Source organism: Streptomyces marispadix, assembly GCF_022524345.1.
Lineage (GTDB): Bacteria > Actinomycetota > Actinomycetes > Streptomycetales > Streptomycetaceae > Streptomyces > Streptomyces marispadix.
In genome coordinates, this window is record NZ_JAKWJU010000002.1 from 2572020 (window position 1) to 2584256 (window position 12237).

Sequence of the window (12237 nt, forward strand, 5' to 3'; positions counted from 1 at the left end):
GACGGGGAGCGGTCTCCCCGTGCCCGCAGGCGGGTCGGGTCGGGTCGGTGCAGGCAGCACGCAAGACGGTTGCTACGGAGCGGGAGTTGGCGAAGAGTTGTGCGGTGCCCGTGCCGGAGCCGTGCCATGCCCGTACCGGGACCGGCATGGGCCGCGAGCCGGAGAAACCGGGGAAGCTGAAGAAGAGGCGGTTTGCATCGTGGTCGACTCGAACGGGGATTCCGGCGTGAAGGGGCCCTCCAGGCGGCGCGTGGCGGCCGCCATGGCCTCCGGCCTGGTGGGCGCGGTGCATGTGGCGGGCGCGCCCGCCGCGAGCGCCGCCGAACGGCGTCAGTCAGCGGCACGTCCGCCGGCGCGGCGCCACGAACCGGCCCACCACGACGTGCTGTTCGTCAGCGCCCACCCGGACGACGAGGCGGGGAACCTCTCCACGTTCGGCCTGTGGCACGAACGCCGGGGGCTGCGCACGGGCGTCGTCACCGTCACGCGCGGCGAGGGCGGCGGCAACGCGGTGGGCCCCGAGGAGGGCGCGCCGCTGGGCATGCTGCGTGAGGACGAGGAGCGCTCCGCGACGGCGCTCGCGGGCATCGAGAACATCTTCTACCTCGACAAGCCGGACTTCTGGTACACGCTCTCCGCGCCGCTCACCGAGCGCATCTGGCACGAGCAGGACACCCTGGAGCGCATGGTCAGGCTGTTCCGCATGACCACGCCGCACACCGTCGTCACCATGGACCCCCGCCCGTTCAACCAGCACGGCGGCCACCAGATGTCGGCGCGGCTGGCGATCGAGGCCTTCTTCATGGCCGGTGATGTACGGGCGTTCCCCGGCCAGTTGACGTGCGAGGGCCTGAAGCCGTGGCGGCCTCGGCGGCTGCTGTCGCAGAACCGCGCCTTCTCCGATCTGCTCGGCCCTGACGCGCCGAAGGAGCGCCGTACCGACCCGGAGACCGGCCTGCCCGTGATCGGTTTCTGGTCGGGCCACATGTCACGCGAGCACGGCAGGACCTGGGCGCAGGTCGAGCGGGACGCGGCCCGTATGTACCGCACCCAGGGCTGGGCCGCGATGCCGCCCGAGGTGCCGAAGGACCCGGAGAAGCTGGACTCGGACTGGTTCAGCGTGCTCGCGGAGAAGGGCCGTGCCGTACGGGCGCCCGTGCGCGAGCAGGGCGAACTTCGGCCTGTGTACGCCGAGTTCCGCGCCTGGGCCCGCCGGGTCGGGCTGCCCTGGCTGGCCAACGACGCACAGCCCGACTATCCCGCCGCCCCGTCCACCACCGTTCCCGAGGTCGCCGTGGCTCCCGTGCTGAACGGCAAGGAGGGCGACGGCGAGTACCCGGGCCCGAAGCTGCGACTGCGGCACTGGGAGGGCGACGAGGCGACGGACTCCGACTGCTCGGCGACGGCGAAGATGTCCCGGCACGGCGACGATCTGTTCGTCCTGGTCGACGTCGTCGACGACCGTGAGGGGACCCGCCTGGAGAAGGAGGACGCCAAGAGGCACTGGCGTACCGACTCCGTCGAGATCGCACTCGACCCGCGAGGCGACGGCGACGACACCTCGGTCACGTTCAAGACGGGCATCTTCCCCTTCACGGACCCGGACGGGGCGGGCGACGGCGGCCCGGCAGCCGAGCGTGACGCCGACAACCGCCAGGGCCCCGCCGAGAAGACAGCGCCGGGCATGCGCGTCGCCTCCTCGGTCGGCGAACCGTACCGGGGCTACACGGTCGAGGCGAAGATCCCGCTCGGGGAGCTGCCGGCCGCCGCCGACCCCGAGCGGTTCGCGGTGAACATCCTCGTGTACGACTCCGACACGAAGGACAAGACCGGCCAGACCAGGCTCGCCTGGTCGCCGTTCGGCAGCGCGCAGGCCGACACGTATGTGTGGGGCACGGCGCGTCTGGAGGGGTACACGCCCCCGGCAGACCGCCCGACGGACCCCGCGGAGCCGGAGATCCCCACGGAGGCGGCACGCAGCGAGGACTCACCCGCCTCGGTCGCCCAGTCGCGCCGCACCGGCATCCCGCTCGCGGGCGGACCGCTGCCGTGCAAGGGAAGCTGACGGACCTGCGCCACCGGCGGCGTCCCGGAGAAGTCAACTCCCTCCGGAATCGGGGAAGTCGGCGGCTGCGGCACCGGGACAGCCGGGCGCGGCCGTGAGGAGGTCGTTGTCCGGGCCGCCCGCCGGTCCGGGGCTTGGGGCATGGTGCACAGGTCCACGAGGCGCGGCGGTACGTCTGTCGGCACACCCGGCGGTACGGCGACGCCGGGGGCCGGAAGGGCGGCGGCATCGCACCGTCTGCGTTGCGGGGTCCCCGTGCCCGGGGCTCAAGGACCTCTGCCCCGCCGGGCCCGGGCCGGTGGACGCGCTTCCCGGCTTCGGACGACGGCGGCGACGCCTCGGCGTCAGCACCGACCCTCCGGCCGGGCGCGAGTTTCCCTCTAGGGTGGAGAAACTCCAGGAAACGGGACGGGCAAGGAAGTTGGGGGAGATCCATGGCCGGAGGACGTCCGCCGAAGGACGGCGGGCAGCGCCGCTACCCCGAACTGGAGGAGCTGGCCGCCTGGTTCCGGCAGGCGATGGCCGACGCCGGATACGAGACGCCGAACGCGGTCGTCAGGGCCGAGATCGCGCACAAGAACGTCGTGTACGGCATTCACGGCGCGTCCCGCTTCCTCAAGCTGGAGGTGGTACGGGCGCTCGCTGTCGGGCTGCGCCGCGACCCCGCCGAGGTCGAACCGCTGTGGACCAAGGCCAAGGAAGCAGTCGACCGCGCTGCCACCGCCCGCCAGGCCACCGAGGCGCCCCACCTCACGTCCTGGGCCCGACTCCCGCTGCCCGAGCTGGCGTTACGCAACCTCATGGAGGCGCAGAGCCGTGCGGTGGAACGGCTCCCCTACGACAAGCTGGGCGTCGAGGAGCCCCCGCTGTCGGCGGTGTACGTACGGCAGCGGATGCGTGCCTCGGCCCGCTCCGAGGACAACTCCACGCGTGAGGACGCCCGTACCGACGGCGACGGCACTCAGCGGATGGGGGACCCGGGCCGCGGCGGGAATCCGCGGCTGCTGGAGTCGCTGCTGCCCGTGCCGGACGCGCTGGCCCGCTACGAGCACCTGCTCATCACGGCGGAGCCGGGCGCGGGCAAGTCGACGCTCTCCAGCCATCTGGCGTGGACGCTCTCCAGGATCTGGCTGCGGCAGGACAGCAGCCTCAACGCCCCGGTCTCCGAGCCGGTCGTCCCCATCCGCATCGCGGCACGCACCCTCGTCGACCAGAGCGGCTCCTGGAGCGGGGTGCTGTGCCAGGCCGCGCGCCGCAGCCTCGGCCGCAGTCTCGTAGCGGACCCCGATCCGGGCCTGTTCGCGGGGCGGGTGCAGGGGGCACGGTGGCTGGTGCTCGTCGACGGGCTGGACGAGATAGCCGACCGTGACGCGCGCATGGGCGTCATCCGTACGATCGCCCAGCACGCCCGCGCGGGCAGCGACTACCGCTTCGTGGTGACGAGCCGTCCGCTGCCCGAGGCCGAACTGGCCCCGTTGCACGGGGCGTTGATCGGCGCGTACGGCATGGAGCCGTTCGGCGCGGGCGAGTTGCGGGACTTCGCCGGCAAGTGGTTCACGGCGCAGTACGAGGACGACGACGAGCGTGCCCGCGCCGCCGCCGACCGCTTCCTGAAGGAGACCGAGGACACCCGCCTGCGGGAACTCGTACGCAATCCACTGCTGGCGACGATCGCCGCCGTCAACGCCACCGTCGACCGGTCCCGGCCGCTGCCTTCCAGCCGCTCCAGCCTCTACCAGCGCTTCTGCGAGCATCTGCTGCTGCGCGGCACGAGCGCCCCGATGGTCCGCACCGAACTGAACCGCCGCTATCGCGACGACCCCGAGCGCCGCAGCTTCCACCTATGGCTCGACCAGCACAAACGTAAGGTGCTGGGCGTCCTGGGCAGGCGACGTCTGGAGGGCGAAGGGGCGCTGTCGCAGGCGGCGTTGAAGTGGGTGCGGGAGAACGCCGGGGACGGGGGCCTGCCGACGGGCTGGGAGACCGAGGTCAGGGAGTTCCTCCAGGGCACCGGGCTGCTGGTCCCCGAGGACGACGACTTCAGGTTCCTGCACCACTCGTTCGCGGAGTTCATCGCCGCGCAGTCCTACGCCATGGAGATCCCGCCGGAGTTCCCGGACGCGGAGGTCTGGATCCGCCGCGCCCTGAGCGGTGACGAGCGGACGCTCGCGATGTTCGTCTTCTGCCTTTGGTCGGAGCGCGAGGAGTGCGAAGCGGACCGGCTGGCGGAGACCCTGCTGAGCGAGACGTCAGGCCGGGGCCACAGGAGATCCCTGCTCGCCGGGACCCTCCTCGCCGAGGGCGTCCCCCTCGGCGAGGAGAACCGGGCGCTGATCCTCGACCGCCTCGAAGCGATAGCGCGCAACTCAGGGGAGGACGACGCCGAGGAGGCGTTCAAGGTGCTGGGCGCGCTCGGCGGGCTCCCGGGCGTACTCCAGCGGCTCGAACGCATGGCCGCGGCCGAGCACTTGGACCCCATGCTGCGTCTCGACGCCGTCGAGGCGTACAGCCAGGCAGGCGACCGTGAGGTGGCCGAGCGGCTGCTCGGGTCGGCGCTGGGATGGATCTACGGGGCGATCCAGCAGGCCGCCGAGGTGGCCTGCTCCATCAGCGAGGGGGCGCGCGAGGCGGTACGCCAACGGGCCCTGGTCCTCGCGGAGGAGCAGGGAACGACGGACGTCTTCCTGCTGGCGCGTGCGGCGCTCGCCTTGGAGCGTCTTGAACATCCGCGCGAGGCGGCCGAGTCGGCCCGCAGGGTGCTGGAGAGCCCTCGGTCGGACGCGGCATGGCTGAAGCAGGCCGCGGAAGCGTGGCTGAAGGCCCAGCCGTCCGAGGGGGCCACGATCGCGGCACTGGCACTGAAGCGGCCGCCGGCCGACCAGCAGGGCCGGGCGGCGGTGGCCCAGGTCCTGGAGCGACTCGGGGAGCCGGAGGCGGCGGCGGGCATCGCCGGTGAGGTCCTCGCCTCCGGTACGCCCGACGTCGTAGCGCTGGACTCGGCAGCCCGCACGTGGGTCAAAGTCCGCGGCGCGGAGGGCAGTTCGAAGGTGATGGCGGCTTTCGAGGAGAGCAGCGCCGACCTCGGGCACGATCTGGACGCGCCGGCGACTCTGCTGGAGTCCGTCGCCCCGTTCGCGGAGGGCACGATGATCGCGGACTGGGCGCGGGAAGTCCTCGGCGAACACAGATGGGGCGCTTTCGAGGGCGGCAGCGTGGTGTCGGCTTGGCTGACGGCCGAGGGCCCCGCCGCAGCCGGCACGATCATGGAAAGGATCGGGCGGGGACAGCTCCTGGAGAGCTACGCGAGGGCCGAGGTCGCGGAGGCGATGCTCGACGCGGGTGCACGGCAGGAGGCCGCCGAACTCGCCGAGCGGGCACTGCGCACCCCCAACCTGTCCCAGGACCGCTACAAGCAGTCGACTCAGGTGCTGCTGAAGGCAGTTGACGAAGGGGCTGCCGAACTGCTGGAGCGCGTCTGGCGGGAGAACCACCATCTGCACGTCAACGGCGCCTGGCTGCACGGCGTCCTGGACGCCCTCTCCGAACAGGACCAGCGGACACCCGCGACGGGGGCGACGATCTGCCACCTCGCCCGTGAACTCGTCGAACTGGGCAGCGCGAAGAGCAAGGACGTCGTCATCGCACTGGAGGCCCTGGCAGACAACGAGGGCCGCAGCGCGGTCCCGTTCATCGTCCGCACCGCGAAGTCGCACCCCCGCCTCCAGTGGGCGCACCGATGCGACATCGCCTCGGGGCTCGCCGCGATGGGCGAACGCTCACCCGCGCTCGAAGTGTGGCGCCACGTGATCGAACTCCCGTACCCGCCCTCCCAGTTGGAGCTGCGCCTGCTGATGGACCTGGAAACGGCGGGAGCCGTCGAGGAGGCCACGGCCTGGATTCAGGCCCTGATCGCCGACCCCGGCACCTATCCCCCGCGCCGCCTGCGGCTGCGGCAGATGCTGGCGTGGCTGGGGGCGGGAGAGGGGGAACTTCCGTAGGGGGCGGCGAAGTTCGGGCCCGCCCGCGGAGGCGACGGCAGCGCCGGGCACCCGCGCCACTCCGGCCGGGCGGGCCGGTGCCGTCACAGGTAGAGCTGTACGCCGCACTCCGCGCAGCAGATCTTGCCCTTCACCTTCTTCGTGCTGCCCGGATGCGGGCACGGGCGCTTCGGTTCGCGCCGTGCGGTCTCGCCGCCGCGTTTCGGCTTCGTAGCGGAGGTCATCGCTTCCGCCTCCGCCGGCGGCCCGGCGAACTTTCCGAGGCGCGACTCAACGGCCTGCGCCCTTCGCGATGACCGACGCAAGCTCACGAGCCACCGGCGCCGAGCACTCACCCAGACTGACGAGCCCGTACACATCCACACCGCCGCCCACCGGCCGGAAATCCAGCGCCGGAAGCTGAATGCCCGCCCTCCGAAGAGCCGCACCCAACACCTCACGCGCCTCTAGCGCCTCCTCGACCTTCCCGGAAGCCGCCTGCCGATCCTTCGCCATGACCACACCTTCGTAACGTCCCGTCACTTACGGTTATGAGCATGCACGCCCGGGGGACGGTCAGGGCCGGGTGTCTCAACTAGAGCCACAGGTCGGGGCAGTTGCCCCACAAAACCCACGGGAGGGCGCTGAGGATGCCACCACGACGGCCCGTGTCCGGCCGAAGCCAGTCGCCACGAGCCCGCTACGCCAAGGAGTTGGCGGTGCTGCGCCGCGAAAGGGGCGTCTCTCTGCGGGCGTTGGGTGACGCCGTACGCAGCGATCACAGTCACCTCGGGCACATGGAGCACGGCACCACCCTCGGAGTCCCGAACTCGCCCGGGAACTCGACAAGTTCTACGGCACGACCCACCTGATAGTGCTGTGGGAACTGGCGGTGCGCGACCCCTCCCAGTTCCGTGAGCGCTACCGCCGGTACATGACGCTCGAAGCGGAGGCGACCGGGTTTCAGCAGTACGCTCCCGGCATCGTCCCTGGGCTGCTTCAGACACCGGCCTACGCGCGTGCGCTGCTCAGGGCGGCCGGTCCGGTCGACGAGAACGACCTGACCGAGCAGGTGGAAGCCCGAATGGGCAGGCAAGAGGCTCTCAGCCGAGACGAGCCGCCCCAGTTCCGGGCCATCGTCGATGAGGCGGTGCTGCGCCGACCGCTCAGCGAACTCGCCGACTGGCGCGAGCAGTTGAGGCATCTCCGCGCGATGAGCGAGTGGCCCAACGTCACGATCCAAGTCGTCCGGCTGGCCGTCGGCCTGCATGGCCTGACGAACACCGACACCATGTTCCTGTGGCTGCCGGACGGCCGTACCGTGGCGTACGTGGAGACCGGATACTCGGGCGATCTGGCTGAAGAGACGAAGGACGTCGACCGACTTCGGGTGGCCTACGATCAGTTGCGCGACCTCGCGCTGTCCCCGCCCGAGTCCCGCAAGCTGATCAGCCTGTATCTGGAGGAAGTCCCGTGCGAGACCCCCGAGTCCACGTGAGTCCCATGGCCTGGCGCAAGTCCAGCTACAGCAACCAAGACGGAGGCAACTGCGTCGAGGTCGCCGACAACCTTCCGGGCAGCGTGCCCGTACGCGACTCCAAGATTCAGCGCGGCCCCGCACTCCACTTCCAGCCGCGCGCCTGGACGTCCTTCGTCACCGCACTGCGAGCGGGCCGACTCGACGTCTGAGAAAGGAGTGTTCACAGGGCCCGCCTGTGAGCAGTTCCTGCGGTGAGACCGGGCCCCGTCCCGGAATGTATCCCCTTTGTATGCCCGCCTCCTTGAATCGGCCGGTCACCACCGACGACCGACGACAAGGAGAGAGTCATGAAGAGACGCACCCGCTGGCTGCTGGCATCCGGGGGCGGGGTCGCGGCCCTCGTGGTCGCGGCGCCCGTAGTCGTCGCGACGCCCGGCGCGAGTTCGTCGGCCGCTGCCCGGCCCGCGTTCAAGGTGCCGTTCCGGTGCGGTCAGAGCTGGGTCGGGAGCAACTGGGACGGGCACAGCCCGAACCACTCGATCGACTGGAACCACTACGACTCGGGGGGCACACCTGACGACAGGGGCCGCGTCGTGCTCGCGAGCGCGCCCGGCAAGGTCGTCGCCTCCTACTACTCGAAGAGCGACGGCTACGGCAACACGATCGTGATCGGGCACGGCAACGGATGGCAGACGCGCTACGCCCATCTGAAGTCCCGCGGCGTCGCCCGCGGCGACCAGGTGAAGCAGGGACAGCAGATCGGGAAGGTCGGCGCCACCTCCGCGATCTACGACTTCACTCCCCATCTGCACTACGAGCAGATACAGAACGGCGACGTGGTCGTGTCCGTCGTACAGGGCTTCCGCTGGAGCGACTACACGAAGCGCTCGCAGGAGAGCCGCAACAACTGCGGCTGACAAGGCAGTCGGCGCGGCAGTCGATACGGCACTTCGCGGCGCGGGCGCTCGCCGCCGACGCCACGGGGATCGTCACCGGCGACGGCCATGGTGCGGCACGGGGCGTACCAAGGCGGTGGCGCGGCGGTGAGGTCCGTGCCGCAACAGTCGTACGCACGTGCCGGAGTACGGGCACGCCGGGCGCGGGCGCGTCCTCGTCAGCGCAGCGATCTCAGCTTCGCGTCCACGAGTTCCGCCTCGTCCCGGGCGTCGAGGCGGCGCCATGTGGAAAGGGAGCGATGGAAGTAGCGCCGCGCGGTGCGCTCCCGGCCGGTCGTGCGGTGCAGCTCGCCCAGCAGGCAGGCGACGCTGGCCTCCGCGCGGCGGTCCCCGAGCTGCTGCTGCACGGCGAGCGCGCCGACCAGCAGGGCCGACGCCTCACCGGCCTTGCCCTGGCGGAGGCACAGTTCGCCGATGCTCTGCTGGACGTATGCCGCGCAGTGGGTGTCGGCGAGGTCGTCGAAGATGCCGAGAGCCCGCTCCAACTCGCGGTGTGCGCCCTGCGGTTCGCCCCGCAGTTCGTGAAGCACCGCGATGCGGCGGCGTACTTGCGCCTCGCGGTGCCGGTCGCCGACGTCGCACGAGATGGCCAGCGCCTCGTCGAGCCAGGGTGCCGCCGCGTCCGGTTCCTGTCGCTCCAGCCACACCGAGGCGATCGCGTTGTGCGCGACGGCTTCTCCGTGCCGGTCCCCGGCCTTGGCGAAGCAGTGCATCGCGTCCGTGAACTCCGTCAGCGCGGAGTCGAGTCGGCCCACGACCCGGTGCACGGACCCGGCGCCCACCGCGGCGACGGCCTCGCCGTATAGGTGGCCGAGACCGGAGAAGATCGCACGCGAGCGGTCGAACGACGCGAGCGCGTCGTCGTAGCGGTCCTGGTAGAGGTGGAGCTGTCCGAGGTTGCGGAGCAGCGCCGCGGCCCGTACGCCGGAGTGGACCGGCATCGCGTCGAGCACGAGCCGATGTGTCCGCAGCCAGTCGTCGTAGTAGCCGCGCATGTCGAAGAATCCGGCCAGTTCGACGGCGAGGTCCGCCGCGCGGGAGACCTCGCCGTGCCGCAGCGCGGATTCGACGGCGGAGACGAGGATGCGGCGTTCGGTCTCCAGCCACTCGACGGGCTTGTCGCGTACGACGGGGACGATTTCGGCGGCGGGACCCTCCGGCGGGGCGGGTTCGCCGAGCACGCCCAGGAAACGCGTGGGCATCGCCGAGTTCGCCACCCGGGTGAGCGCGATCAGATCGTCGAGAATGCGCAGCCCCCGCGCCCGGCGGGCTGCGGCGGGCTCGCTGTCGGTCAGCTCACGTGCGTAGCAGCGGAGAAGATCGTGCATGCGGTAACGGTGCAGCCCCAGGCTGTCGGTGCCCACGACCTCGACCAGATGCTCGTCGAGCAGCGTCTCCAGCCCCGCCGCGGCTTCGTCGGCGCGGCCCATCGCCAGCGCGATGAGCCAGCCCGCCGCCGCCTCCCCGCCCAGCTCGCCGAAGACGCGGAAGACCTTCGCCGCCGGTTCCGGAAGGTGCCGGTAGCTCAGCTCCGCGCTCGCCCGTACCTCCAACTCGCCTGTCTGGAGCTGGTCCAGACGGCCGCGCTCGTCGTTGAGGAAGTCGGCCAGGGTGGAGACGGTCCAGCCGGCACGGTTCGCCAGCCGCGCACCCGCTATGCGTACGGCCAGCGGCAGCGAGCCGCACCCGGCGAGCACCCGGTCGGTGTCGGCTTCCTGCGTCCGCAGCCGGTCGGGGCCGACGATCGCGCCGAACAGGGCGCGGGCGTCGTCGCGTTCCATCACACCCAGGTCGGAGTGGTACGCGGGCAGTTCCGGCATTCTGCGGCGTGAGCTGACGAGCACCGCCGAGCCTCCGGTGCCGGGAAGCAGCGGGCGTACCTGTGCGCTGCCGGCGGCGTCGTCGAGGACGATCAGGAACCGGCGCTGTGCGAGACGCGAACGGAACAGGGCGGCACGCTCGCCCAGTTCGACGGGGATCGCGCTGTCGATGACTCCGAGGGCGCGCAGCATCTCGGCGAGCACGGCCGAGGGTTCGCGCCGCTGTTCGCCCAGTCCGCCCAGGTCGACGAAGAGTTGCCCGTCCGGGAAGGCTTCGCGCACCCGGTGTGCCACATGCACCACCAGCGTGGACTTTCCGCACCCCGGCGGGCCCGACACCGCGGCCACGACAGGCTGCCGCCCGGCGGTCGACAACAGCCTCTCCAGGGCGGCGATCTCGGCGGCGCGTCCGGTGAAATCCGGTACGTCCATGGGAAGTTGGCAGACCGGTGTGCGTTCCGTGGTGCGGCGGCGGGCGGCGTATCCGTTGACCTCCTCCCCGACGGCGCGCAGGGGCTCGCTGGGCTCGATGCCGAGTTCGACGGCGAGCGTCTGCTCGGCCTCGGCGTAGGCGGACCGCGCCTCGGTGGTACGGCCGGAGTCGCGCAGGGCCTGTACGAGCATCCGCCACAGGTCCTCGCGCAGGGGGTCCTCGGTCAGCCGGGACCGCAGTTCGGCGACCAGCGGCACGAACTCACCCAGGCGCAGCCGGGTTTCGAGGCACTTGTCGACAGCGACCGAGCGCAGCTCCTCGATCCTGGTGATCGCCGGGTCCCATACGACGGTCGGCGGCAGGTCCTGGAGCACGCCGCCGCGCCACAGCCCCAGCGCCGACTCGTAGCTGCGCAGGGCGGCGGCGTCGTCGCCTGCCTCGCACTCGTTTCGGGCACGGTCCAGCCGCTGTTCGAAGAGCAGCAGGTCGACGTCGCCGGAGGCCACGTCGAGGGTGTAGCCGGACGCCTCGGTCTTCAACGCCTCGGTGGGGACGCCCGCTTCGGTCAGCGCTTGCCGGAGGGTACGGACGTAGGTGCGCACGTTGGCGACGGCGGAACGGGGCGCGCCGCCGGGCCAGAGCACCTCGGTCAGCAGATCGACCGAGACGAACCCCCCGGGCTGCAACAGCAGTGTGCCCAGCACCGCCCTGGGCTTGGGCCCGCCGACGCGGACCGGCGCACCACTCGCCCACACCTGGAGCGGTCCCAGGATTCCGAACGCAGGCTCCCCCATCGACGCGCCTCCGCGACAATCCGCAACTGCGGCGCAGCGTACTTGTGTACGCGGGTGCCCGAACAGGGTTTCGTGACGCCGAGCCCTGTCGTGCTCCCTGTTGTGACCCCCTTACGGCGCCTTCCGGCCCGCGTCACGGCCTTGGGCTGCGAACGTCGGCTTCACACGGCGGACGCCGATCGCGTCACGGCCCCGACCGGCTCACGCCCGGGGACCGGACCCACTGCCGGACCCACTGCCGTCGCCTCCGGCGCCGTAGCCGCCCTGCTCCGCCTCCCCGCCCCCGTCGGCGAATCGGCGTGCGAGAGCGCGGTGCTCGTCCGCCGCCGGTTTCGCCTGTTCGGGCGTGATGACCGAGCCGGGCATGCGGCTGAGGCTTTCGACCTGGTCCGCGAAGCGCAGATGCTCACGGCGGGCGTGCTCACGGCAGGGAAGGCAGGTGACGCGGTCCGGGCGGGACGAAGTCATCGCATACGGCACGCTCGTGCCGCATCCGCTGGTGACGACGCTCGGCAGATCGCCGGCCAGGCCGAACGTGGACGCCGTGACACTGCGGACGGCAGCCGCACCGCCGACGACCTTCGACTCGACGTGGATGTGCGGATCGTCTCCGTCCATGTCGCCTCCTCGCCGTACTTCCCCCACACGGTACGCGCCGTCACCGCCCGCTCATGGCCGAGTACGCACCTCGGTAAGCGCACAGGCCATCGCC

Annotated in this window: 8 protein-coding genes and 1 pseudogene; 5 read left to right on the plus strand and 4 right to left on the minus strand. The window is 71.4% G+C overall.

Translation table 11 applies throughout. The annotated features are described in order from the left end of the window. Positions 1 to 199 precede the first annotated feature (199 nt). Together MMA15_RS10680 and MMA15_RS10685 are read left to right on the plus strand one after the other, a co-directional pair. A complete protein-coding gene (locus tag MMA15_RS10680) occupies positions 200 to 2065 on the plus strand; it encodes a sugar-binding protein (protein ID WP_241058872.1) in 1866 nt (621 codons plus the stop codon). A gap of 434 nt (positions 2066 to 2499) precedes the next feature. Further along, positions 2500 to 6063 carry an NACHT domain-containing protein gene (locus tag MMA15_RS10685; RefSeq protein WP_241058873.1) on the plus strand — a complete coding sequence of 1188 codons (3564 nt, stop codon included), beginning with the start codon at positions 2500 to 2502 and terminating at the stop codon, positions 6061 to 6063. An 83-nt stretch (positions 6064 to 6146) separates the two neighbouring features. On the opposite strand, the gene MMA15_RS10690 is transcribed toward MMA15_RS10685, so the two are convergent. Together MMA15_RS10690 and MMA15_RS10695 are read right to left on the minus strand one after the other, a co-directional pair. After that, entirely contained in the window at positions 6147 to 6287 is a 141-nt protein-coding gene (locus tag MMA15_RS10690; RefSeq protein ID WP_241058874.1) for a hypothetical protein, read from the minus strand. A gap of 46 nt (positions 6288 to 6333) precedes the next feature. Beyond that, a complete protein-coding gene (locus MMA15_RS10695) occupies positions 6334 to 6558 on the minus strand; it encodes a hypothetical protein (RefSeq protein ID WP_241058875.1) in 225 nt (74 codons plus the stop codon). A gap of 134 nt (positions 6559 to 6692) precedes the next feature. Here MMA15_RS10695 and MMA15_RS10700 point away from each other — a divergent pair. The 3 genes and pseudogenes from MMA15_RS10700 to MMA15_RS10710 all read left to right on the plus strand — a co-directional run bounded on the left by MMA15_RS10700 (position 6693) and on the right by MMA15_RS10710 (position 8439). Then, positions 6693 to 7540 (plus strand): annotated as a pseudogene (locus tag MMA15_RS10700) (helix-turn-helix domain-containing protein). Positions 7541 to 7545: 5 nt separating this feature from the next. Further along, positions 7546 to 7731, plus strand: a complete 186-nt coding sequence (locus tag MMA15_RS10705; protein ID WP_241058876.1) for a DUF397 domain-containing protein — start codon at positions 7546 to 7548, stop codon at positions 7729 to 7731. Between the two features lie 138 nt (positions 7732 to 7869). Further along, the gene (locus tag MMA15_RS10710; protein ID WP_241058877.1) at positions 7870 to 8439 is read left to right on the plus strand and encodes a M23 family metallopeptidase; all 570 of its coding nucleotides are present in this window, start codon (positions 7870 to 7872) and stop codon (positions 8437 to 8439) included. Between the two features lie 197 nt (positions 8440 to 8636). On the opposite strand, the gene MMA15_RS10715 is transcribed toward MMA15_RS10710, so the two are convergent. Both MMA15_RS10715 and MMA15_RS10720 read right to left on the minus strand, forming a co-directional pair. After that, complete coding sequence (locus MMA15_RS10715) at positions 8637 to 11525, minus strand: AfsR/SARP family transcriptional regulator (protein WP_241058878.1); 2889 nt, start codon at positions 11523 to 11525, stop codon at positions 8637 to 8639. A gap of 201 nt (positions 11526 to 11726) precedes the next feature. Beyond that, complete coding sequence (locus MMA15_RS10720) at positions 11727 to 12143, minus strand: hypothetical protein (protein WP_241058879.1); 417 nt, start codon at positions 12141 to 12143, stop codon at positions 11727 to 11729. Between the last annotated feature and the right edge of the window lie 94 nt (positions 12144 to 12237).

Excerpts from the sequence above, each read along its gene's own strand:
- MMA15_RS10685 (WP_241058873.1), top strand. The coding sequence starts at position 2,500 with ATGGCCGGAGGACGTCCGCCGAAGGACGGCGGGCAGCGCCGCTACCCC.
- MMA15_RS10690 (WP_241058874.1), bottom strand. The coding sequence starts at position 6,287 with ATGACCTCCGCTACGAAGCCGAAACGCGGCGGCGAGACCGCACGGCGC.
- MMA15_RS10695 (WP_241058875.1), bottom strand. The coding sequence starts at position 6,558 with ATGGCGAAGGATCGGCAGGCGGCTTCCGGGAAGGTCGAGGAGGCGCTA.
- MMA15_RS10705 (WP_241058876.1), top strand. The coding sequence starts at position 7,546 with ATGGCCTGGCGCAAGTCCAGCTACAGCAACCAAGACGGAGGCAACTGC.
- MMA15_RS10710 (WP_241058877.1), top strand. The coding sequence starts at position 7,870 with ATGAAGAGACGCACCCGCTGGCTGCTGGCATCCGGGGGCGGGGTCGCG.
- MMA15_RS10715 (WP_241058878.1), bottom strand. The coding sequence starts at position 11,525 with ATGGGGGAGCCTGCGTTCGGAATCCTGGGACCGCTCCAGGTGTGGGCG.
- MMA15_RS10720 (WP_241058879.1), bottom strand. The coding sequence starts at position 12,143 with ATGGACGGAGACGATCCGCACATCCACGTCGAGTCGAAGGTCGTCGGC.